The sequence below is a fragment of the Gemella sp. 27098_8_149 genome, from assembly GCF_041433745.1.
Taxonomy (GTDB): Bacteria; Bacillota; Bacilli; order Staphylococcales; family Gemellaceae; genus Gemella.
Genome location: NZ_JAPWCB010000011.1, coordinates 13,239 through 35,350 on the forward strand (window position 1 = coordinate 13,239; position 22,112 = coordinate 35,350).

General features: G+C 30.8%; 24 protein-coding genes, 1 tRNA gene and 1 riboswitch. Of the genes, 18 read left to right on the forward strand and 7 right to left on the reverse strand.

Annotated elements, in window-relative coordinates; genetic code table 11:
• Positions 1-3 precede the first annotated feature (3 nt).
• Positions 4-456 (reverse strand): LytTR family DNA-binding domain-containing protein, encoded by a 453-nt coding sequence (locus O3801_RS05840; RefSeq protein ID WP_294682318.1) that lies wholly within the window; start codon positions 454-456, stop codon positions 4-6.
• Positions 457-683: 227 nt separating this feature from the next.
• Between O3801_RS05840 and O3801_RS05845 the strand changes: the two genes are divergently transcribed.
• Positions 684-780 (forward strand) — tRNA-Sec (locus tag O3801_RS05845).
• A gap of 61 nt (positions 781-841) precedes the next feature.
• On the opposite strand, the gene O3801_RS05850 is transcribed toward O3801_RS05845, so the two are convergent.
• The 4 genes from O3801_RS05850 to tehB (O3801_RS05865) form a co-directional block, all read right to left on the reverse strand.
• Positions 842-1,498: an energy-coupling factor transporter transmembrane component T family protein gene (locus tag O3801_RS05850; RefSeq protein ID WP_371454372.1), complete on the reverse strand. Its 657-nt coding sequence runs from the start codon at positions 1,496-1,498 to the stop codon at positions 842-844.
• Positions 1,479-2,849, reverse strand: a complete 1,371-nt coding sequence (locus O3801_RS05855) for an ATP-binding cassette domain-containing protein (protein ID WP_371454373.1) — start codon at positions 2,847-2,849, stop codon at positions 1,479-1,481. The genes O3801_RS05850 and O3801_RS05855 overlap by 20 nt, the downstream gene beginning before the upstream one ends.
• Entirely contained in the window at positions 2,849-3,406 is a 558-nt protein-coding gene (locus O3801_RS05860) for an ECF transporter S component (RefSeq protein WP_294682312.1), read from the reverse strand. The genes O3801_RS05855 and O3801_RS05860 overlap by 1 nt, the downstream gene beginning before the upstream one ends.
• An 81-nt stretch (positions 3,407-3,487) precedes the next feature.
• Positions 3,488-3,576, reverse strand: a riboswitch (TPP riboswitch).
• Between the two features lie 63 nt (positions 3,577-3,639).
• Entirely contained in the window at positions 3,640-4,503 is an 864-nt protein-coding gene (gene tehB / locus O3801_RS05865; RefSeq protein WP_371454374.1) for an SAM-dependent methyltransferase TehB, read from the reverse strand.
• 160 nt (positions 4,504-4,663) lie between these two features.
• On the opposite strand from tehB (O3801_RS05865), the gene O3801_RS05870 reads away from it, so the two are divergent.
• Both O3801_RS05870 and O3801_RS05875 read left to right on the forward strand, forming a co-directional pair.
• A complete protein-coding gene (locus O3801_RS05870) occupies positions 4,664-5,122 on the forward strand; it encodes a low molecular weight protein-tyrosine-phosphatase (protein ID WP_314160580.1) in 459 nt (152 codons plus the stop codon).
• A gap of 140 nt (positions 5,123-5,262) precedes the next feature.
• Complete coding sequence (locus tag O3801_RS05875; RefSeq protein WP_371454375.1) at positions 5,263-5,766, forward strand: GNAT family N-acetyltransferase; 504 nt, start codon at positions 5,263-5,265, stop codon at positions 5,764-5,766.
• A 39-nt stretch (positions 5,767-5,805) separates the two neighbouring features.
• Here the strand turns inward: O3801_RS05875 and tehB (O3801_RS05880) are convergent, their stop codons facing one another.
• Positions 5,806-6,645 (reverse strand): tellurite resistance methyltransferase TehB, encoded by an 840-nt coding sequence (gene tehB, locus O3801_RS05880; RefSeq protein ID WP_371454376.1) that lies wholly within the window; start codon positions 6,643-6,645, stop codon positions 5,806-5,808.
• A 195-nt stretch (positions 6,646-6,840) separates the two neighbouring features.
• Between tehB (O3801_RS05880) and O3801_RS05885 the strand changes: the two genes are divergently transcribed.
• From O3801_RS05885 to O3801_RS05955, 15 genes are all read left to right on the forward strand, one after another.
• A complete protein-coding gene (locus O3801_RS05885) occupies positions 6,841-7,563 on the forward strand; it encodes a metallophosphoesterase family protein (protein ID WP_371454377.1) in 723 nt (240 codons plus the stop codon).
• 446 nt (positions 7,564-8,009) lie between these two features.
• Positions 8,010-9,410 carry a CAP domain-containing protein gene (locus O3801_RS05890; protein ID WP_371454378.1) on the forward strand — a complete coding sequence of 467 codons (1,401 nt, stop codon included), beginning with the start codon at positions 8,010-8,012 and terminating at the stop codon, positions 9,408-9,410.
• A gap of 419 nt (positions 9,411-9,829) precedes the next feature.
• Positions 9,830-10,804, forward strand: a complete 975-nt coding sequence (gene selD, locus O3801_RS05895; RefSeq protein ID WP_371454401.1) for a selenide, water dikinase SelD — start codon at positions 9,830-9,832, stop codon at positions 10,802-10,804.
• A 26-nt stretch (positions 10,805-10,830) separates the two neighbouring features.
• Positions 10,831-11,631 (forward strand): sulfurtransferase-like selenium metabolism protein YedF, encoded by an 801-nt coding sequence (yedF, locus tag O3801_RS05900; RefSeq protein ID WP_371454379.1) that lies wholly within the window; start codon positions 10,831-10,833, stop codon positions 11,629-11,631.
• An 11-nt stretch (positions 11,632-11,642) separates the two neighbouring features.
• Positions 11,643-11,915, forward strand: coding sequence for a putative Se/S carrier protein (locus tag O3801_RS05905; protein WP_294682290.1), 273 nt, complete (start codon positions 11,643-11,645; stop codon positions 11,913-11,915).
• Between the two features lie 96 nt (positions 11,916-12,011).
• Entirely contained in the window at positions 12,012-13,895 is a 1,884-nt protein-coding gene (gene selB, locus O3801_RS05910; RefSeq protein WP_371454380.1) for a selenocysteine-specific translation elongation factor, read from the forward strand.
• A 47-nt stretch (positions 13,896-13,942) separates the two neighbouring features.
• Positions 13,943-15,094, forward strand: coding sequence for an aminotransferase class V-fold PLP-dependent enzyme (locus O3801_RS05915; protein WP_371454381.1), 1,152 nt, complete (start codon positions 13,943-13,945; stop codon positions 15,092-15,094).
• 10 nt (positions 15,095-15,104) lie between these two features.
• Positions 15,105-16,487 (forward strand): L-seryl-tRNA(Sec) selenium transferase, encoded by a 1,383-nt coding sequence (selA, locus tag O3801_RS05920; RefSeq protein WP_371454382.1) that lies wholly within the window; start codon positions 15,105-15,107, stop codon positions 16,485-16,487.
• A 67-nt stretch (positions 16,488-16,554) separates the two neighbouring features.
• A complete protein-coding gene (locus O3801_RS05925; RefSeq protein WP_371454383.1) occupies positions 16,555-16,992 on the forward strand; it encodes a GNAT family N-acetyltransferase in 438 nt (145 codons plus the stop codon).
• 219 nt (positions 16,993-17,211) lie between these two features.
• The gene (locus O3801_RS05930; RefSeq protein ID WP_371454384.1) at positions 17,212-17,775 is read left to right on the forward strand and encodes a dTDP-4-dehydrorhamnose 3,5-epimerase family protein; all 564 of its coding nucleotides are present in this window, start codon (positions 17,212-17,214) and stop codon (positions 17,773-17,775) included.
• Complete coding sequence (locus O3801_RS05935; protein ID WP_371454385.1) at positions 17,775-18,554, forward strand: hypothetical protein; 780 nt, start codon at positions 17,775-17,777, stop codon at positions 18,552-18,554. The genes O3801_RS05930 and O3801_RS05935 overlap by 1 nt, the downstream gene beginning before the upstream one ends.
• Before the next feature lie 15 nt (positions 18,555-18,569).
• Positions 18,570-19,349 carry an alpha-1,2-fucosyltransferase gene (locus O3801_RS05940; protein ID WP_371454386.1) on the forward strand — a complete coding sequence of 260 codons (780 nt, stop codon included), beginning with the start codon at positions 18,570-18,572 and terminating at the stop codon, positions 19,347-19,349.
• Between the two features lie 84 nt (positions 19,350-19,433).
• The gene (locus O3801_RS05945; RefSeq protein ID WP_371454387.1) at positions 19,434-20,336 is read left to right on the forward strand and encodes a class I SAM-dependent methyltransferase; all 903 of its coding nucleotides are present in this window, start codon (positions 19,434-19,436) and stop codon (positions 20,334-20,336) included.
• Between the two features lie 213 nt (positions 20,337-20,549).
• Positions 20,550-20,723 carry a 30S ribosomal protein S21 gene (rpsU, locus tag O3801_RS05950; RefSeq protein ID WP_003147339.1) on the forward strand — a complete coding sequence of 58 codons (174 nt, stop codon included), beginning with the start codon at positions 20,550-20,552 and terminating at the stop codon, positions 20,721-20,723.
• A 189-nt stretch (positions 20,724-20,912) separates the two neighbouring features.
• Positions 20,913-21,071, forward strand: a complete 159-nt coding sequence (locus tag O3801_RS05955) for a cytochrome C biogenesis protein (RefSeq protein ID WP_371454388.1) — start codon at positions 20,913-20,915, stop codon at positions 21,069-21,071.
• Between the two features lie 88 nt (positions 21,072-21,159).
• Here the strand turns inward: O3801_RS05955 and fni are convergent, their stop codons facing one another.
• Complete coding sequence (gene fni / locus O3801_RS05960) at positions 21,160-22,110, reverse strand: type 2 isopentenyl-diphosphate Delta-isomerase (protein ID WP_304096515.1); 951 nt, start codon at positions 22,108-22,110, stop codon at positions 21,160-21,162.
• Positions 22,111-22,112 lie beyond the last annotated feature (2 nt).

The following is a 22,112-nucleotide window of genomic DNA, read 5'->3' on the forward strand; positions in this document are numbered from 1 at the left end:
TTTTTACCTCATTTCTTTTAATTTATCTTTTAATATTTTGTAGTAATGTCTTGAAATATGGACTTGCTTCTTTGAATTAGAAAAAGAAGCGGTACTTGAGCCAGAAAAAGATTTTTCTAGCGAATAAATTGCTTTTGTATTTATTATTGAACTCTTAGAAATTCGACAATAGTAAAAAGGAATAAGTTGCTCTAATTCATATAATTTGAATTTAACCTCGAAAAATTCATCGGTAGTGTGAGCATAGACTTTATTATCATCGGTTTCAAAAAATAAAATAGATTCTAGAGGGATGAAATATTCAGAGTCACCTTTGTAGAAAATTATTTTTTGAGAATTTACTATAGCTTTTTCAACTAATTCTTTAATTAAGATGACATTACTATTTAAGTCTGGGGTCTTAATAACTAGTTCAATTTCTTTAAGATTTGAGTCTAGTTCGATATTAATTTTCATATTGTCTCCTTTCTAAATGTTTATAGTTATATTATATATTATTTTAGCGTGAAACTTAATAGCTTTTAGGTAAGTGGTAAAAAATAGGAAGCAAGTGGTTAATAATTTTATTGTTTCTTTTAAAAATGAGAGGAAGATGGCTTATCATATTCAAAGGAAATGAGATGGATACGTTAACATATCATCTTGATTTTTTATTATATTTATTGTATAATATAAACATAAATGGGAGTGGATGAGTTCTGGTGTGCTCTCTAGTCTTCAAAACTAGTATGAGGGGTTAAGAGCCTCTTGGGTGGGTTCGATTCCCACACATTCCCGCCAGTTTTTTTATTTTTTTGAACATAGTAATGCCATCATGAATTTGGTTCATGATGGCATCTTTTTATTTATCTAGTATCAATAGTAGTATTGATACTATTGAGAAAAGTACTATAATAAAGAGACTTTTGATTTTATCAACAGTGTATTTATTATAATGTGTTCGAGGTTTGAAGTCTTCATAAGCATGGACTGTCATCGCCTCAGATATTTGAGGTTGCCAAGTTAATGCGATAAATATGGCTTTAGCATAGTAATAAGGCGACCAAAACGGTAAAAATATACCACGAAGACGACTAGATTTAGTAATCATTTGAGTCTCATATTGAATTCTTGGTAATGCTTGAATTACTACTAAGAGTCCGTATACGATATTTGAAGAAAGTCCGTGTTGTTCGAAATATTTTAGTAATTCTACAAGTGAAATATATGTTGCTGTGATTAATCCTAAGGCTGCAAAACTATATGTCCTAGAAAAAATTAATAGAGCAAATTTATAATTAGAACTATGAACAATGATAGCCCAAGCAGAACCTAATGCAGGTAAAAGTGGTACTAGGATGAAATATAGTAACTTTTTCCAGTATCTTGATAGACAAAAGTAGAGAATTGTTAAACCTATAATCACAAAATTAAGAACTAATAATTTACTAAATGAAATCCAAATAGTTAATAATAATACTATTAAGGCAAGGGTAGGACTAATTATTTTCTTTTCCATAATAATCCTCCTTTATATGATGTAGCGTGTTATTTGAAATTTCAATATGGTAATCGCTCCTATTATTTAGTGGCTCTAATCTATGACTTACAATAATAAATGATTGTCCAGTAAGTCTTTTATTTTCTTCAATCCAATCCATTATAAATGAGCAGGCTCTTTCATCAAGATGAGTAAAAGGTTCATCAAGAAGCAATAGCTCAGTTTTTTGGCTTAATAAACACATAAGTTGAATAAGTTTTCGCTGACCACCGCTATAATAATATAGACTTTTATCAAGTTCTTTTTCTAAATTAAATTCTTTTAAAAGTCTTTCTTGCCATAAGGTAGCGTGTTCCCAAATATCTTTTTGCATTGAAATCTCTTCACGAGGCATCAAGCTAATAAACTGTTGAAATGCATCTTGTAAACAAGTACTTATTTTTTTATATAACTTCCTTGATTTTTTTACCTTTTCTTCATTAAAGTATATCTTTCCATCGTATTTTTTTAATTGTGAAATAGCATGTAATAATGTTGTTTTTCCTGTTCCATTATCTCCCGTTAAAGTCGTAATTCCTTTAAATATATGAAAATTATCGATATTTAATAATTCTTTTTTCCCTTGTTGAATAGAAATATTTTCTAGTCTTAAAATTTGTTCAGATTGAGTGTTGTTGCATAATTTCACATTAGAATTTTTAGATGTTGGATTTGTTACCAACTCTAAATTCCCATCAGAAAGATAAGTAAAGGTGTCTGCATAATTCAAGTATAGTCGGTGCTCGTGATCGCATACGATTATAGTTACACCATGGTTGTTTAAGTCTTTTAGAAGATTCAGAAGAGAATTACGAGTCTTCTTATCAACATTGGCAAATGGCTCATCTAAAATTAAAATTTCACTTCCCATAGCTAATGCTACTGCAAATGCAGCTCGTTGACGCTCTCCCCCAGATAATGTATGAATGTGTTTTGTAGAAATTTCTTCAGTATTTGTAATAGACAAAGCGTAGTCTAATTTTTCATCAATAATTTGTGGCTCTAGACATAAATTCTCTAATGCAAATATTATTTCTTCTTCCAAAGTAGGCATAACAAATTGATTAATCGCATGTTGCATGACATACCCTATATTTTTAACATGTTCTTGCATAGGAATATCAACAATATTTTTCCCCTTGTAAGTAATTACTCCCTCGTAATGTTCTTTATTTAATTTACAAATAGTACGAAGTAGGGTAGACTTACCACTACCAATATTTCCGGTTAAAACTAACCAACTATGTTCTTTTATTTTTAAACTAACATTATCAAATAAGACTTTATCTTTAATTTTCAAAGAAAAATTATCGATTTCTATGATATTCATTATTTATTACCACTGTTTTGTACTTTATTTACGATGTTCAAGATTAGTTTAACACAGACAACTCCGAAGAAAAATACAGAAATAAAACGTACAATTAGAATTGCTAGAATCATACCTACAGAAAATGCTTCATAACCAGCTTGGAAATATTTATAAGCGAAGCTAAATAGCGTAATACCTACGGCAGAAAGGAATAGTGAAAATGTATCGTAGCGTTTGTATCTTGTAGCTAAGAAACCAACTTCAGATCCTACTCCTTGTACTAATCCTGAAACAAGAACCGCAGCACCAAAGTATGAACCATATAACATCTCTGCTAATGCTCCTAGAACTTCACCAAGTGTAGCACTACCTGGTTTTTGAATAAGTACTGCAGCAACTGGACCAGCCATAACCCACAACCCAAATAAAATTGAGTTTGCAAAAGGTGCGTACCCTACTGCTCCAAGAGCAGCTTTTAACGGAACGTAAACCAAGCTTGTTGCAAGGAATATCCCCCCGAATAAGAAACCTATTAAGGCTATAGTAATTATGTCCTTTGTAGACCATTTTTTCATAAGAAAAACCTCCTGTTATTTTTTATTCATTAAAACAACAAGAGGTATTTTTAAATTATATATATACTTTAAAATAGACTTGATAAAGATTAAACATTTTCCTACGGCTGTCCTAACAACATCAGGTTCTATGGGTATATTCTCAGCAAAAAGCACCCCAAATGTTTTAATGATTAGTTAAAATTATAACATGAGTTGATAACGGTGTCAAAAAAGTAGCTTACAGAAAAAATTTATTTAATTTTTTTAGCTAGCATAGTAGCAAAACGCAGTTTAAATCTATTACCATTAGCATCAGTCTTATGAAGCTGTCCGAAATCCTCATTATATTTAATAAATTCCCAGTCTTTATAATATTCTTTTAGTTCATTTTCTTTAAAAGTAAAAGGGAAAGGAAGTGGACAAGGTGCATCATCAGTAGACATTGCTGCTACTATCAAATTATAACCACCAATATTAGTTTGATTTTGCATATTTCTAATAACTTTAGGAATAGATTGTTCTTCGATAAACATTAAAACTACTGTTGAAAGAATGAAGTCATAGGTATTTCTAAGGGCTGCTGTGTTGATATCATAGCTTCCTATTTTAATATCTAAATTTTCAATTTTAGATGTTTCCATTAAAAATTCTAGAGCAGGAATATTATTATCTACGGCAGTCACCTCAAAACCAAGTTTAGAAAGAAATAAAGAATTACGACCTTGACCAGAGCCTAAGTCTAATGTTTTACAAGGCTTAATAGTCTTTAGGGCTTCTACTACTTCAGAATGAGCAGGGTTAATATCGTATTTGTTTGAAAAGTAGTTTTTAGGTTCGCAGTAGAACTCTAAGAAACATTCTAAGTCATCAGATAAAGGCGCGACACGATGCCATGCTTGCGGTTCTACAAAAGGAATATTACTCTCAGGAGTGAAAATGTGCTCAGCTATAACTTCATTATCTTCAGTTAATTCTGTAAATTGGAGTTTTCCTTTAAGAATAGTTAATTTTGCCCAGACGTCTTTTCTAGTATTGTGTTTTTGCCTAAATGGTTTAGGAAGTGTTTCGGCTGTCCAAAGTGGTAATTGTTTATAGCATACTAAGTTTTTTGTCATACTAATCTCCTTATTGGTTGTTAAGTTTAATTTAATTATATCATTTAAAATATAAAAATAAAATAGTAGGGGAATTTAGCGCTTATGTCTTTATGATGTTGAACTAATCTCTTTGTGTTATAATAAGATAGATAATAAATATAAGTGAGGTATTGAAAAAATGGTAAAAGTGTTATTTGTCTGTTTAGGAAATATCTGTCGTTCACCTATGGCAGAAGCAATATTTAGAGATATGGTAGAAAAAGAAGGTTTAAGTGAAAAAATACTTATTGATTCAGCTGCAACAAGTAGTTGGGAACACGGTAATCCAGTTCACAGTGGAACTAGAAAAGAACTTGCTAAAGTTGGTATCGGTGTAGAAGGGATGTATTCTCGTATTCTAAACGATAATGATTTAGATGCAGATTATATCGTGGGAATGGATGACAGTAATATAGAAAATATAAAAAAATTTATTGCAGGTAGAAAAACAGGAGAGGTTAAGAAATTATTAGAGTATGCAGGAGAAGATAGAATTATCGATGATCCGTGGTATACAGGAGATTTCAAAACAACTTTTAATGATGTAACTAAAGGATGTACGGCTTTATTAGATAAAATCAAGAAAGACAATCTTTAATAGGGTAAAATAGGATATGTACTAATATTAAATTACATGCAAGGAGGAAATGGAGTAGGAAAAGTTTTGAAGAGCTCAACAAGAAGATGTTGCAAAAACTATTGTTGACTTTGTAAGAGAAAGTATTTAAGGAGAAAATCATGATAAACATTAGAATGGTTGAATTAGAAGATGCGGAGAAATTAGTGAATATTTATAGACCTTATGTAGAACATACGGCAATAACCTTTGATTATACTGTGCCAAGTGTACATGAGTTTGAAGAGAAAATTTCGAAAGTTATACAAAGATATCCGTTTTTAGTATCAACAGAAGGAAATGACATACTAGGATACGCCTATGCTAGTGAGTTTTATCCAAAAGACGCATACAAATGGACAGCTGAGATTACAATCTACCTAGATGAAAAAGCTCGTGGTAAAGGTGTTGGAGAGAAGCTGTATTCTGAACTTGAAAAACAACTTTATGACAGAGGAATATGTAGATTGACATCATGTATTGCCTATCCAGATGAAGGGAGTATTTCTTTCCATGAAAAAAGAGGATTTAGAAAAGTAGCTCACTTTGAGAAAGTAGGTTATAAGTTTAATCGTTGGTATGATGTAGTTTGGTATCAAAAAGATATTAGAGAAAATATTGAATAGAAGAAAGCCCCACAAGAAAAGTCTTGTGGGGTTTAGTTTTTATTCTGACACTTTTTGAGCAAGTATTATAGCATATGGATAAGGAGAAGCTGTAATATTCTCAGAATAACTGATGATTTTCCAATCTTCATAATATTCCTTAAGTTCTCCTTCAATAAAAGTGAAAGGAAGTGGCATTAGAGGACGACCGTATTTTGTCGCATTTAATGCACTGACAATTAGGTTGTAACCATTAAGGTGTGTTTGTTGTTTTATGTTAGAAATAATACTTTGAATTCTTGTTGCATTCAAATACATGAAAACATCTGTAGAGAAAATAAAGTCATAACTCCCCTTAATATTAGCATTTGCAATGTCATGGTCAATTACATTTATATCTAGTTGTTCTTTAATAGAAATATCTGTTAATTCGTGTAAAAACTCAGCATTGTAATCTATTGCCGTAACATCAAAATCTAATAATGATAGGTAGAGTGAATGTCTACCCTTACCGGCACCAAGATCTAATGTTTTACAAGGACTAATAACTTTTATTGCATTGATAAATTCTGAATGAGGAGTATTTAATTTATACTTATTATAGAAATAGTCTTCACGCGAACAATAAAATTCTAGATTAAATTGTAAATCCGTAGAGTTAGGTGTAATTTTAAAAACACTGAGAGGTTCAATAAGTTCAACTTCACTTTTGGGATTTAGTGAATATTGTCTAATAATTTCATTTTCTAAATTAAGAAAAGCAAATTTCATTTTACCTTTTATGATTGTTAATTTTGTCCAAACTCCACTTTCTGTAAAGAAGCCCTCTTTATAAATTTTAGGTAAAGAGAGAGCAGTAACAGTAGGCGTACGTTTAAAACAAAGTAAGTTACTTTCCATATGCTGCTCCTTTTTGGATAATTTACTAACATTATATCATGTGAAATGCTTGATTAAAAATGATAACCGAAAGAACTATCTAAATACAATATAAAAAACATTATTATATCATTAGTGATATTAGAGTATTGCTATTTACAAGTTCTTTATTTTGATTTATTATAGAAACAAGAGATTAATAAAGTAGGTGTTTTTATGAGAACAATAGTGATTTCAGATATTCATGGAAGTTTTTATACAATGAGAAAATTATTAGACGAGGTAAAATTTAATAGAGAGCATGATAAGTTAATATGTCTGGGAGATATGTGTGATAGAGGAAAGAATACAAAGTTAGTCTGGGAATTTTTCTATAACTTGCAACAAGAATTTCCTCATCATGTAGTTCTATTAGGAAATCATGAGGATATGTTTAATTTGGCTATAAAAGAAGCGAGATATGGTAATAATCTTTCTGTAAGACAGGATCATTATTTTAGAAATAGTGGTTTAACAACACTACAATCATTTTACCCAGAGGCTACAGTTGAAACTAGAGGTATTTATTTTAAAAAATTTGCTGCTGAACATAAGCCTTTGAGAAAGTGGATTAAGAACCTCCCAACAAGATACGAAAATTCAGATTATTATTTCGTTCATGCTGGTGTAGATTTTACGAAGAATTTTTGGGATCAAACACATAGAGATATGATTTGGATAAGAGAACCATTTTTAAGCAGTAATGACAAATACAATAAAATAGTATTTCATGGACATAGTCCTGTAAAACAAGAACCATATTATGATAAAAAAGAAAATAGATTTAATATAGATGGTGGCTGTGTATATGGCGGAAAGTTAAACGTAGTAGTAATAGATGAAAGTAGTTTAACAGTAAAACAAAGTGCAATATTAAAAGAAGATATTTATAAAAAATAAAAGATGAGCAGGTATAGATAGAATCTATATCTGTTCATCTTTTTAATTTAGTCAAAAAAAAACCGAGCACATTTGTCTCGGTCTCTTATAGAAAAGGAAAGTTTATGAAGTTTATAACTATTTACTAGTTATGGATTAATTATAATCTTTGAACCTTAAATATACTTAAAATTTAGTTTTAAGTTATTAAGGTTAATTTTTCATAAAAAGTATTGATTTAAAAGCTTTTTAAAAGAAAAATAATACTTAAAAGTTAAAAATATTATTTTAAGTAAATAACAAAACTAAGGAAACTAAAATTACTTTAACATTTCTAAATATTTCTAAATTGTTACAAAATGTATTTTGTATTACAAAATCTAAAATCTATTGATTATACTTTGGAAAATGAATTATAATATAGGAGAAGTAATTATTAAAGAATTATTAATAAGGAGAAAATACCTATGAAAAAACAGGGACTAAAATTAACTGGTAAGGTTCTAGCAGGACTAGTGTTATTTTCAGGAATAACTGCAGTACCAACTAAAGCTATCGATGTAAAACCTGCCGCTGTAGATGTAAATGTGAAAAATGTAAAAGCAAGCGTTTATGAAAAAGAAGGACACTTCTATGCTAAATTAGTAGCTGATAAAGAAGTAGCAAATGTTGTAGCTCGTATTACAACTGAAACTAAAGCTCAATTTTTAATTAAAAGAGATATTATTAAAGCTGGAGAAGAAGTTGTAGTAGAATTAGACTTAGCTGCACAAGTTCCAACTAGAAAATTACCTCACACAGGTGTTAAAAAAGAGTCATTCAATACTGTAACTGAATTAGCAGGGCACACATTCAAAATTGCTGTAAGTTATGAAGTAGCTACAGATGAAGTAAAAGCCCAACAAAAAGCTAACAATAATCAAAAGAAAAAGATTGAAGAAGAACTTAAAAATAATACAAAAGTAGAAAAAACTGAGGAGCCAACAAATGTTCCAAGTATTACGGATCTAAAAAATGATTCTAATGCAAAAGCAGAACAACCAAAACCTTCAGTACCAGCTGTAGATACTAAAAAGCCAGCTGAAACTACAAAATCTGCAGAACAACCAAAACCTGCAGAGACTCCAAAACCAGCTGCAACACCAAAAACTAACGAAACAGCACCAGCTAAACCAAACACACCAGCTGATGCAGCACCCTCAAATGGTCCTTTAGAACTAGTAAATACAGGTACATCAGGATTCAGAAGTGTTATGTTAAATAATCCAAAAACAGAAACAAAAACTGAAGCAAAATCAGAAGTAAAAACTGAAGCAACTAAACAAACTACTCAAGCAGCAGCTACAACACCAGTTGCTGGAAGTAAAGAAGAACAAATTAAACAATCGTTTATTAGACAATTAAATCAATTACGTGCTAATAACAATAAAAAACCATTAGTAGAAAATGCAGCATTAAATACAGCAACGGCAAATAGAGCTGCATATGTAGCGAATAATGGTGGAGTGCATGCGGGAGTGCATGGAATAGCAACTAACCTAGAGCAAGAGGCTGCTAGAAATGCAGGTTTCCCAGGTGCGAATAATATCTTATATAATGTAGTTCAAGTAGGAGATGCTGGAACGGTAGATCAAATTGCTTATAATTTATTAAAAGAATTATTTAGTGAAGAACATAATGTTACACCAGCTCATCAATACGGACACAGAAATACACTTCTTTCAAACACTTCATCATTAGTAGGTGTAGGAGTTAAAATAGTTAATGGTCAAGTATTCTTAGTACAACACCAAGATAACACAGGAGGATATAACGGTTCAACTCCAACTCCTGGAAAATTCTTAGACGGTAATTCTTATATTAAATAATTAATTTGAATATTTATTAACAGCTAATTAAGTAATCTTAGTTAGCTGTTTTTTATATTAATTGAAATCAATATATTTTTGAGTGAAAATATATAGTTTCAAAATGCTGGATATTTAGATAGTAAAAATATTTTATAATGAGAGTATAACAAAAATCTAATCTAAATCGTGGTGGAGTAACTGCTAATAACTATGACCACGTACACGTGAGTTTTGTAAAATAAAATATGAAAATTATAGACAACTAACAGATGAAATTGATTCTAAGTTAGTTGTCTATTTTTACATTAAAAAACTAAATAATACTTTTAAAAAATCTTCTGAAGTAGTATAATTATAGGTAAGTAATAGTATAATTGGAGGTAAATATGTCAGAGAAGAAAATGAACATGATAGTTTGCGGAGGGTGAAACTCGAAAATAGGGCCGGGAGCCTTATCAGATATACTTCGAGACCTTCCAAAAAAAGAAGATAAAAATCTAATAGTAGGATACGAATCTTCGGATGACGCAGCAGTTTATAAAATATCCGAAGATAAGGCGATTATTCAAACTTTAGATTTCTTTACAACAATGATAAATGATCCATATTTATATGGGCAAATTGCAGCGACTAATGCGCTTAGTGATGTGTATGCAATGGGTGGAGAAGTTATTTCAGCATTAAATATCGTTGCCTTTCCAGAAAATATGGACTTAGAAATATTACATCAAATATTAAAAGGTGGAGCGGAGAAAGTTCACGAAGCAGGAGGAGTTCTAGCAGGAGGACACTCTATTCATGATGCTACGCCAAAATATGGTTTATCAGTAACAGGAGTTGTTCATCCTGATAAAATATTACAAAATAACAATTGTCAAGTAGGGGATTTACTAATAGTAACAAAACCTTTAGGAGTAAGTATTATTAATACAGCTCACATGGTTAAAGAGTGTTCTGAAGAAGCATTTGCTCAAAGTGTTAAACAAATGACAACACTTAATAAATACTCTGCTCAAATGATGAAAGATTTCAACGTAAATAGTTGTACAGATATTACAGGATTTGGGTTTCTAGGACATCTTGTAGAGATGCTTGATGGTAAATATTCTGCAGAAGTATATTCTAAAGATATCCCGTATATTGAAGAAGCATATAAATGCGCTAATGAATTTGTTATTACTGCAGGAGGACAATTAAACAGAACGTTTGTTGAACCAAATGTAGAATATCAAGTTAAAGACTTCGCATTAGAAGAAATTATGTATGATCCACAAACTTCAGGTGGGTTATTAATAAGCTTACCAGAGAGCGAAGCACACGAACTATTAGAAAAACTTAATACTCTTGAAATTAAGAGTGCTATCGTAGGAAAAGTTATAGAAAAACAAGAAAAAGCAGTTATCGTTAAATAGAACTGTGATAAAAGGAGAATATAAGTATGAAAAAAGAAATTCTAGACGCACAAGGTTTAGCATGTCCAATGCCAGTTATCCAAACAAAAAAATTATTAGTGGATAATGATGTAGTTGAAACTATTGTAGATAATGTGATTGCTACACAAAATTTAGAAAAAATGGCAACGCAATTAGGATATAACTTTGCGGTAAAAGCGGAAGCAAAAGATAAATATATCGTTACAATCTCTAAAGGAGAGGTTACTGAGGGTGTAGTTGTTGATACATTATGTGATACATGTGTTGTACCTGTAACTCAAGCTAAACGAGTATTAGAAGAAGAAACTAAAGTAACTTTACTAGTAAAAGCCGAAGATAGTGTAGAAAGTCTTAGAAAATTTGCTGAAAAAAATAATTTTGAATTCAATGTCTCTGATATTGAAGGTGGATTTAAAGTAGAAATTACTAGAGAAGAAGCACCGCAATTAGAAGCTGCCCCAGTTGTTAAGGATGATAGCTACATTGTTGTAATTAACAAAGATCAAATGGGACATGGTAGTGAAGAATTAGGAAAAAGATTAATTAAAGCATATCTTTATGCATTAGGAGAACAAGAAGTATTACCTAAAAAAATTATTTTCTATAATAATGGAGGAGTTTTAGTAGATAAAACTCGTAGTCACGTAATTGAAGAATTAAAAACACTAGAAGACGCTGGTGTAGAAATAGTTTGTTGTGGGGCATGCATTGACTATCATAAGATTGACTTGGCTGTTGGTAACCCGACAAATATGTACTTCATCGTAGAAGATATGAGAAAAGCGAACAAAGTAATTCAACCATAGGAGGAAATAGCGTGGAAGAAGGTTTAATTGTTTTTAATAGTACGCATGATTCAATAAAGGCTGATAACATTTGTTTAGAAAGAAAACTTGCAGCATCCTTAATCCCTACGCACCCATCAATAAGTGTAGGATGTGGTTTTATGCTAAAAACAGCATGGGATAATTTTGATAACATTGTAAGAATGTTACAAGAAGAAAATATTGAATATCGTGGACTATACTATTCTAAAAAAACTGGAATCAAGAGAGAAATAAAAGAATTAGAAGATTATAAAATTAAATAAAATTTTGAATAGAGATTAACATATAGAAAGTTTAAAATGTTTAATTTAATTTTCTTAAATAATCTCTATTCTTAATATAGTGTAAAGGTGAAATATATGAATAACAATGTAATTATTGGTACGGCGGGGCATATCGACCACGGGAAGACTACGTTGATTAAGGCTCTGAGCGGAATTGAGACAGATACTACTCAAGAAGAGAAAGACAGGGGGATGTCTATTAACCTTGGGTTCGCATATTTTGACTTGCCAAGTGGGAAAAGATGTGGAGTTGTCGATGTTCCTGGCCATGAGAGGTTTATTAAAAATATGCTTGCTGGAGTTAGTGGTATAAACTTAGTTTTACTATTAGTTGATTCTAGAGAAGGAATTATGCCACAAACAAAAGAACATATTGATATTTTAACGTTATTAGGGATAGAAAATTATATTATCGTAATGACGAAAATAGATTTAGTTGAAGAAGAATATAGAGAATTAGTAAAAGAAGATATCCAAGAATTTATCTCAGGAACAGTTCTAGAAAATTCTCCAATAATTGAAGTTGACTCAATTAGTAAAAAAGGACTTGATACATTATTAGCTACAATCGATAAGAAAACAGAAGATATCGCAGCTAAAAATGTTGAGAAAAATGCTAGAATTAACATCGACCGTTCTTTCCAAGTAAAAGGATTTGGAACAGTTGTAACAGGGACTCTTACAGAAGGTGTTATAAATGTAGGAGATGAATTAGTAATTTATCCAAAAGAAGTAAAAGCAAAAGTTAGAAATATTCAAGTTCACTCAAAAGATGTAGAAACTGCCTATGCAGGGCAAAGAACAGCTATAAATCTAGCGAATATTAAGTTTGATGATGTGAAACGTGGTGACACATTAGCCACTGCAGGTTCATTAACAAAAACGTACATGCTTGATACTGAAATCAAACTAATAAATGATGAGAGAGCAAATCTTGAATTATGGGATAGAGTACGTGTTTATATCGGTACTGAGGAAGTAATGGCACGTGTTGTACCACTTGGAACAGATTTATTAAAAGCTGGAGAAAGTAGCTTTGCGCAGCTTCGACTTGAAGAAGAAATTGCGGTTAAAAATTATGATAAATTTATTATACGTGCATACTCACCTATGATCACAATAGGTGGAGGGGTAATATTAGATGCTAATCCTAAAAAACATAGTAGATTTAACGAAGAAATCTTAGAAAAACTGAAAGTTCAGCTTGAAGGTAATACGACTGACTTAATTGCTAACTATTTATTATCTCATACTGATTACTTAAATTCTAAAGAGAATATTTTAAAAGAACTTCAACTTCCTAAAGAAGAGGTTGAGGAGTCGTTAACACAATTAGTAGAAAGCACTACAATCTATGAAACAAAATTAGGTTATATTCATAAGAAAAAATATGATGAAGTGTTAGAAAAACTGAAAAAACTATTAAGTGACTATCACAATAGATATAAATTAAAAGTAGGTATTCCTAAGATTGAAGTACTTTCAAAATTCAAAATTTCTCAAAAAGAAATGTTGGAGCTATTAGACTTATTCATACTAAATAACGAAATTCGCCTTGAAGGTAATTTAGTTGCGGAAAAAGATTTCGTAGTTAATTATGATAAGAAACAACTGGCAGAAAAAGAAAGAATAGAAAAAGCCTTATTAGATGGTGGATTCACACCTCCAAGCGTTAAGGAATTAACGAATGGGGAAAAACCAAAAGTCGAGTTGTTAGAATCTCTAATAGATAATACGATAGTTAGACTGGATGCTGATTTAGTTTTACATGAAAAAGTATTTAAAGATGCAGTTCAAAAAGTAGAAAATCATTTCAAAACTAATGATCAAATCGGACTAGCAGAATTTAGAGATATGACAGGTTCTAGTAGAAAGTACTCTATGGCTATTTTAGAATATATGGATAAAATAGGTATAACTAGACGTTTAGAAAATTATAGAGTTTTAGTTAAGAAATAAATATTGAAGGAAGCTAGGTTATTTATAACTTAGACAGGGTAAGTAATATGAGTTATTATTTTGATTATGGTGCGACATCACTAAAAAAACCAAAAGAAGTAGCTGATAAAGTCTATGAGGTATTATCATCGGCAAAGTATGCTAATGCTTCAAGAGGTAGTTATTATGAAGCGAATAATGCATTTCGTGAAGTTTTTGAAGCGAGAAGTGACGTTGCAAAATTTTTCGGTATGAAGGAAGAAGACAGGGTCGTCTTTACTAGTAATTCTACAGAAAGCTTAAATATTGCGATTTTAGGATTATTAGAAAAAGAAGATCACGTTATTACGACTTCTATGGAGCATAATTCGGTTTTAAGACCTATATATTTAGCACATGAAACAATAGGGTGTGAATATACTATTGTTAAAGCTGATAAAACAGGATTAATCGATTATGATGATCTAGAAAAAGCTATTAAACCTAATACTAAAATGATTGCTATTACGCATAGTTCTAACGTAACAGGAAGTATAGTTGATTTAGAAAAAGTTGTGGATATTTGTAAAAGACATAATATTATTTCAGTTGTAGATGCTTCACAAACAGCAGGAGTGGTGCCTATTAATATGGATGAATTGGGAATAGACGTATTATGTTTTACAGGTCACAAAAGTCTATACGGGCCACAAGGAATTGGGGGTCTGTGTGTTAGACTTAAAGAACCAGAAATTAAGAGATTTAAAGTCGGCGGAAGTGGTGTAAGAACATTCGATGAAAAACACCCTGGGGAATATCCACTACGTTTAGAAGCGGGTACTTTGAATACTTCTGGAATCTTAGGTTTACATGAGGGGATAAAATATATTAATAAGCATGGAATTGAAAATCTTTATAAAAAACAAATCGACTTTGCGAATAGATTCTACAATGAATTAAAAGACTTAGACTGTTTAGAGTTTTATGGAGATTTTACAAAAGATCGTACTGCGGTAGTAGCAATGAACTTCAAGGGAATATCAGCTTCAGATGTTGCAGATGTTCTTGCTGAGGAATACGATATTGCAGTTAGACCTGGAGCACATTGTGCGCCTTTAATGCATGAAGTATTGGGAACAAAAGAACAGGGGATAGTAAGGTTCTCGTTCTCTAGTATGAATACAGATGAGGAAGTAGACTACGCTATTAACGCTATAAAAACATTAGCAAAAGAAATTTAGGAGAAATATTATGTCAAAACAATTATTATCACAAATTCCTGCAATAAATAAGATTTTATTATTAGATGAAGTGAAATCATTAATTCAAGAGTATAGTGAAGTGGCTGTAAAATCAGCGATAAAAAACTATATTGATGAAATCAAACAAGAAATATTAAATGAAGAATTACATGAAGTTCCAAGTTTAGAGAAAATTGTAGAAGAAGTTACACAAATAGTAAAAAGTGAAGATAAGAACTCTTTACGACGAGTTATCAATGCGACTGGAACAATTTTACACACAAACTTAGGGCGTAGTTTACTAAGCCAGAAGATTAAAGAAAACATCGAAAGTGTAGCATTTAACTATTCTAATCTTGAGTTTGACATTGATAATAAAAAACGCGGTAGCCGTTATGTTCACCTTATTGATATTATCAAAAAATTAACAGGTGCAGAAGATGTACTTGTAGTTAACAACAATGCTGCGGCAGTATTATTAACATTAAACACGTTAGTTAAAGATAAAGAGATAGTAGTTTCTCGTGGAGAACTAGTAGAAATCGGTGGAGCATTTAGAATCCCTGAGATTATTAAATTAAGTGGTGGTACTCCTGTAGAAGTAGGTACTACTAATAAAACACACTTAAAAGATTATGAGAATGCGATTACTGACAATACAGGGGCGTTACTAAAAGTTCATACTAGTAACTATAAGATTGTAGGATTTACTAAAGAAGTATCTAATGAAGAAATTTCTTATCTTGCTCGTGAGAATGAACTAGTATCGATAAATGACTTAGGAAGCGGTCAGTTTGTAGATTTCTCTAGATTTGGCTTACCTTATGAACCAACTGTAAAAGAAGTGCTTGATAGTGGTATCGATATTGTAACATTTAGTGGTGATAAACTTCTTGGAGGACCACAGGCAGGTATTATCGTTGGTAAAAAAGAATATATCGAACAAATGAAGAAGAACCAACTTACTCGTGCATTACGTGTAGATAAGATGACTCTAGCTGCTCTAGAAGCTACATTGAAATTATATCTAGATGAAAAAGAAGCGTTGGAACACATTCCTACATTACACATGATTTCATTATCAAAAGAACGTTTATTTGCTAAAGCAGACGTATTTAAAACAAGACTTAGTGACATAGACTTCAAGATTACAGTAGCTGAAGACAAAGCAGAAGTAGGTGGAGGAAGCTATCCAGCAAGCTATCTAGATAGTGTTGTAGTTAAATTAGAGCACCCAAGGCTAAGTGCAACAGATATTGAACGTCGCTTATTAGAAGTAGAAATTCCAATCATTACACGTATCAAAGATAACGAGCTTATCTTTGACATGAGAACTCTTCGTACAAGAGAGTTCGACTTAGTTAAACAAGCATTAATAGAAGTTGCTAAGTAGATAATAGAATTTAAGTTGCAGTAAGTTGTACGTTAAATAATATTTGATAAAATCAGAAGGTGAGTATATGTTTAGAGAAATAAATATAGAAGATGCACAAGAAGTTGCAGAAATCTGTAAAGCAGCATTAGGTTACGATGTAGATGTTGAAAACGTGAAAAGACAAATAGAGAAACTAACTAATGCCAAGAAACAGCATATTATCATCGGTTATGAAGATGAAAATACAAAGAAGATTATAGGATTTGTTCATGCCCAAATATATGAAAGTTTTTATAGTGATCTAGGATTAAATATTTTAGGACTCGCTGTTAATCCTGATTTTCAAGGTAGGGGAATAGGTAGAAAACTTATGAATGAGTTAGAAAACTATGCCGTAGACAATAGTATTAGTTTTATTAGGTTAAATTCTGCCATGAAACGTGAAGATGCGCATAATTTCTATGAACATATCGGTTATACCTGTGATAAAGTTCAAAAAAGATTTATAAAGGTATTTGAGTAAGGATGTTGAAACAGAAGTTTTGATGTTTTAGCTCACTTTTAGAGAGTTTAAAAAAGATTTATATAATTAAAGGTAGTTATTATTTCCTAGGAAATCCTTGGAGATATTGATTAAGTTTGATTATATAGATCTTTCTTTTTGCTTAGTTTTCTTCAACTTGTTTGTACAAAAAAAGTATGATAATATAAAGTAGACTTATATAAAGAAGAGGTAGGAAGAATGGAGTTTAGTAAAGAATACAATGAAATCGATGGATTGTTAGTTTTGACAAGTCCACTTCACCACGATGATAGAGGATATTTTTTAGAAAATTGGAAGAAAAATGATTTAATAAAATTTGGAGTACCAGAAGAGTTCTTCAATAATGACCTGCAAAATAATGTTTCAGTATCGAATAAAGGAACTCTGAGAGGTATGCATTGTCAAGGATGGGCGAAACTAATGACAGTTGCGTGGGGAACTTTTAGAATGTGTTTTGTAGATTTACGCCGTGAATCGCCTACATATAAAAATGTAATGGCACTTGATGTAAAACCTGGTATGGCGGTATTTGTTCCTGAAGGTGTTGCGAACGGTGCGCAATCGTTAGTAGAGAATGGAATATTAAATTATATCGTAACTGGTTATTATAATCCAAATAAAAAATACTTAGGGATTACACCACTAGATTCAAAACTTAACTTACCTTGGGATATGACTACAACACCGATAATTTCAGAAAAAGATAAGGGTAGTCTATCTTATGATGAAGTAATATCGATTTTAGAAAGTGATGTGAAGTAATGAAAAGTATTGCTTTAATAGGATCAACAGGAGCAATAGGTCAGGAAATATTTGACAATATATCTAAAAAAAATAATGTGTATGTTGATACTTTTACTAGAAAAAATATCGAGGGTTTATTGAATAGTGAATATGATATTGTTATTTGCGCAGCACCCTCTTCTGGGAAGATAAAAACAAATTTAGGACTTGATAATAGAGAAAAAGACATAGAAAAACTATGTAAAGTTATTAAAGAAGTAAAAACAGAAAGATTTATACTTATTTCATCGCAAGCAGCTATTAATGAAGAAGATAAACCATATGGAAAAGTTCAGAAAAGGGTATTGGATAGTGTTCTTTCACATCATAAGGATCACATGGTTTATATGGTAGATACGCTATATGGACCTAGTTTGAACAAAGGTTTTATTAGTGATATTATTACTAAACGATGGAGTTTCTTGTCTGATGAACTTATTCAAAAGTTACCGGAATTAACGAATTATTATAGAAAGATAGAAAATACTAATCTTTGGGAAGGATACATTGATTTACCAAAGGATATATTAGAAAAATTACCAAATATAGTAGACATTTATCCAGATGATAAAATTTTTCAGACCACTCCGATTTCTACATTAGCTAGAACCGTTGTAGAAAATATGGAAGTATCACAAGGGTTAAAAACTAGTATATCTGAGACTGAAGTATTTACAGGAAAACAGATTAAAGATCTCTATGAAAATCCAAACGAGAATGCATTTTTGGGTAAATATTTCATGAAACAAAAAATATAGGAAAGGAAATTTAGAATGAAAGTTTATTATAACGATAGAGGATTCCAACTTGGTAATCTACTATTTCTATTAATGCAAGCACATAAAGATAGATTAGTTGGTATAGAAGAGAGCTATGTATTAAGAACAGGTTATTTTAAATTCGCACAAAGTTTCTTTCCAAAAACAGAACGACTATTTGGAAAAGCACAAGGTTGTGAACTTGAACCATTTGGCTATTACCAAATATCAGGACAAGACTATGATGCAGAGGTATTGGACTCATTCTGCAGAGAATATCTTTTAGAAAGAACAGAAGAACTATCTAGCCAGTTTAATAATAAAAATATAACAATAGCTATAAGAAGAACGGACTTTTTAGATGGAGATAGAGCAGAGAAATATGGCTATGACGCGGTTAAGTATGTGATTGACTGCTTAGAAATAATCAAAGAAAAAGAAGGCGATATTTCAGATTTAACAGTAAGAATAACTTCAGATGACACAACTTGGTGTAAAGAAGAATTAGCTCCGAAACTAAAAACATTATTTAATTTTACAAATGATATAGTAATCGAAGCGCAAGATATTCAAGATAATTTCTTACAATTATACGCAACAGATAAATATTTTATAACACCAAACTCAACTTATGGATACTGGGTAGGATATATTCTAAGAGTGAGCGCACGAAATGTTCAAACTTTCACACCTAACTTCAATACAATGCTAATCGAAGACGGTCGACAAATAGCAGATACAAGAGATTGGATATTGGTTGAAGTGGATAGAAGTATGTATGAGGGAAATAATTAATTACAAAATATTCACTCTTTTGTAATATTAGGTTATAATAGTAAAGTATTAGATTTATAAATAGATATTGATATAGGAGGAACCATGTCAGATTTAGAAAAATTATTTTTTAAGATAGATAAACAAGTAGAAGAGAATAAAGGTGAAGGGTTGTATTTTGACTCTTTAGTGAATTACTTAACTTTAGAGAATGATGAAGATTATTTTGATATTGTTGACAATTTCTCTAAAGAGGATATTAAAAAAGCTTATCAGTTTTTACTATTAAAAGCTCTTAAAGAGTTGAATAATCCTAGTTATGACATTACACCAGAAGTTATTACTATGTATGTATCTCATATTTTAGAGTGTTTATACAATAACGAGAAGATTTCTGTAGCTGATTTTGCTAGTGGAAGTGGAAACTTCTTAATTAATTTATCAGCTTTATCAAAAGGAGACTATGAGTTAACTTCTGTTGATGTTGATAATAACTACGCTAGATTACAACAAAATATTTTCAATTTATTAGAAACTAATGTTGAAATTATTAACCAAGATGCTCTTAAACCATTAAATATTAAGAAGCAAGACGTTATCATCAGTGATGTACCTTTTGGCTATTATGCAGATGAGGATAACAGCCTAAACTACAAACTTTGCAGTGCAGAAGGATACAGTTTAAATGCTTTACTATTTATTGAGCAAGCTGCTAATTACTTAAATGATAATGGTGTAGGGGTATTAGTAGTACCTAAGAAAGTTCTTGAGCTTGAAGATAATTTCAAGAAATTTTTAGAAGAAGATATTAATTTAAATGCGGTAATTACTTTACCTGATGAGATGTTCAAAAATGCTTCTCAACAAAAAGCTATTATTTTAATAACTAAAAAAGAACAAACTAAATTGCCAAATCAAGTATTCTTAGCACAAGTACCTAGCCACAAAAATAAAGAAGGTTATGCTAATTTTATTGAAGAATTTAAAAATTGGTTATCAGAAAAATAGTATCATTAATGTATAAATGAAAAGGTTATTTTCGTAGAAATATGTTAATAAATTGCTATTAAAGGTTGACAAGAACGTAAGAATATAATACAATATGTAAGTAGATTGCTTAAAAGCAGTCTTATTGATTGAATGTTTGTATTTATTTTATATCTTAAACATTTAATTAAGTATTAAATTAAGATTTTGTAGTATCGGAGGGAGGGAAATCCAATGTCAAAAACTGTAGTTCGTAAAAATGAATCACTAGAAGATGCACTACGTCGTTTCAAACGTGCTGTTTCTAAAAACGGAACTATCCAAGAAGTTCGTAAACGTGAGTTTTATGAAAAACCAAGCGTTCGTCGTAAGAAAAAATCTGAAGCGGCTAGAAAACGTAAATATTAATAATTGGTAATTAACACGCAATTTATTAATAAAATCTAAAAATTTTCCCTCTTTTAGATTTATTTAGAAATAATGACCTCATCGTAAGATGAGGTTTTTTTATATCTATTATTAATGAATAGAGCACCACTTGTTAAAAGAGAGGAATTGTGTTATTCTAATTTTAATTATAAACATTAGGAGAATGATATGTTTGCAATAATTTGTTTAAATGTTATGTTATTAATCTCATGTTGGTATTTAATTGCCGAAAATCAAAAGAATAAATCTAAAATTAATGGTTTAGAAGATGATTTAAATAAAGCAATTAAAAGATTAGCAGCATTAGAAGAAGCGGCTCAAAAGTAGTAGTGGCTAATCCAAAATCGCGATTTTTGAGGTTACTTCCAGTATAAATTAAAATAAGATTCCATCCAATAAGGACGGAATCTTCTTTTTAAAATTCTATTTTTCTTATTTTCTTATCTAATTCAGCTATATTTCTAGCATTCATAAGTATCATCAAGAACTTAACTTCTTTTTTCCATTTTTCAATTTCTTGAATTAAAGCATCTTTTCCTTCGCTTAAAAGAATTTCTAAAAATATTTTAGAAACACCAACCGCCTTAGCACCTAAAGCTAGACACTTAACAACATCAAGTGGATTTCGAATACCTCCACTTGCGATAATGTCAATTTTATCTTTATAAGAGTAGGCTATTTCTAGGCTTTCTGCTGTAGTATAACCAATTCCTTCTAGGTAAGTTGATTTATCATTTCTTCGTCCATTTTCGATTCTTGCAAAGTTTGTTCCACCCATTCCACTGATGTCTACAGCGGGGATATTTAAGTCGATTGCTAGTTTAATAGTAGCTTCATTCATACCAAAACCTGTTTCTTTTAAGATTACAGGAATAGGAGATTTAGAGCTGACTTCTTTTAGGTTAGCGTACCAACTTTCGAAATTATGATCTCCTTCTGGCATAACGATTTCTTGAAGAGGATTAGTATGAAGTTGAATATATTTTGCTTGTGATTTTTTAATTGCTTCTAAAACAAGTTTTGGATCTTTATCTAAGCCTAAGTTCACCGAATATCCTTTTGGATAAGCTTCTTCGTCCTCTTTACTCTTAAGAGCAGGAGAATATGATCCTGGGAAAAATTTAATTCCACATTTTTCACTAACTTCCATAAAGTCTTGATTAATCTTATTACAATCTTCCCCGCCAGCAGTAATGGCATTTATGAAGAATGGAAATTCCCAACGGTCACCACAAACTGATGTAGAAGTATCAACATCGTCTAATCCGAAAAGGGGGATACTGTTGTAATCAATTGCGTATGAGTCTAAGCTAGTTACTTTTGTTTTATCAGCAAGTGCTAGTCTAATATGATCTTTTTTTCTCATAA

Excerpts from the sequence above, each read along its gene's own strand:
- O3801_RS05840 (WP_294682318.1), bottom strand. The coding sequence starts at position 456 with ATGAAAATTAATATCGAACTAGACTCAAATCTTAAAGAAATTGAACTA.
- O3801_RS05850 (WP_371454372.1), bottom strand. The coding sequence starts at position 1,498 with ATGGAAAAGAAAATAATTAGTCCTACCCTTGCCTTAATAGTATTATTA.
- O3801_RS05855 (WP_371454373.1), bottom strand. The coding sequence starts at position 2,849 with ATGAATATCATAGAAATCGATAATTTTTCTTTGAAAATTAAAGATAAA.
- O3801_RS05860 (WP_294682312.1), bottom strand. The coding sequence starts at position 3,406 with ATGAAAAAATGGTCTACAAAGGACATAATTACTATAGCCTTAATAGGT.
- tehB (WP_371454374.1), bottom strand. The coding sequence starts at position 4,503 with ATGACAAAAAACTTAGTATGCTATAAACAATTACCACTTTGGACAGCC.
- O3801_RS05870 (WP_314160580.1), top strand. The coding sequence starts at position 4,664 with ATGGTAAAAGTGTTATTTGTCTGTTTAGGAAATATCTGTCGTTCACCT.
- O3801_RS05875 (WP_371454375.1), top strand. The coding sequence starts at position 5,263 with ATGATAAACATTAGAATGGTTGAATTAGAAGATGCGGAGAAATTAGTG.
- tehB (WP_371454376.1), bottom strand. The coding sequence starts at position 6,645 with ATGGAAAGTAACTTACTTTGTTTTAAACGTACGCCTACTGTTACTGCT.
- O3801_RS05885 (WP_371454377.1), top strand. The coding sequence starts at position 6,841 with ATGAGAACAATAGTGATTTCAGATATTCATGGAAGTTTTTATACAATG.
- O3801_RS05890 (WP_371454378.1), top strand. The coding sequence starts at position 8,010 with ATGAAAAAACAGGGACTAAAATTAACTGGTAAGGTTCTAGCAGGACTA.
- yedF (WP_371454379.1), top strand. The coding sequence starts at position 10,831 with ATGAAAAAAGAAATTCTAGACGCACAAGGTTTAGCATGTCCAATGCCA.
- selB (WP_371454380.1), top strand. The coding sequence starts at position 12,012 with ATGAATAACAATGTAATTATTGGTACGGCGGGGCATATCGACCACGGG.
- O3801_RS05915 (WP_371454381.1), top strand. The coding sequence starts at position 13,943 with ATGAGTTATTATTTTGATTATGGTGCGACATCACTAAAAAAACCAAAA.
- selA (WP_371454382.1), top strand. The coding sequence starts at position 15,105 with ATGTCAAAACAATTATTATCACAAATTCCTGCAATAAATAAGATTTTA.
- O3801_RS05925 (WP_371454383.1), top strand. The coding sequence starts at position 16,555 with ATGTTTAGAGAAATAAATATAGAAGATGCACAAGAAGTTGCAGAAATC.
- O3801_RS05930 (WP_371454384.1), top strand. The coding sequence starts at position 17,212 with ATGGAGTTTAGTAAAGAATACAATGAAATCGATGGATTGTTAGTTTTG.
- O3801_RS05935 (WP_371454385.1), top strand. The coding sequence starts at position 17,775 with ATGAAAAGTATTGCTTTAATAGGATCAACAGGAGCAATAGGTCAGGAA.
- O3801_RS05940 (WP_371454386.1), top strand. The coding sequence starts at position 18,570 with ATGAAAGTTTATTATAACGATAGAGGATTCCAACTTGGTAATCTACTA.
- O3801_RS05945 (WP_371454387.1), top strand. The coding sequence starts at position 19,434 with ATGTCAGATTTAGAAAAATTATTTTTTAAGATAGATAAACAAGTAGAA.
- rpsU (WP_003147339.1), top strand. The coding sequence starts at position 20,550 with ATGTCAAAAACTGTAGTTCGTAAAAATGAATCACTAGAAGATGCACTA.
- O3801_RS05955 (WP_371454388.1), top strand. The coding sequence starts at position 20,913 with ATGTTTGCAATAATTTGTTTAAATGTTATGTTATTAATCTCATGTTGG.
- fni (WP_304096515.1), bottom strand. The coding sequence starts at position 22,110 with ATGAGAAAAAAAGATCATATTAGACTAGCACTTGCTGATAAAACAAAA.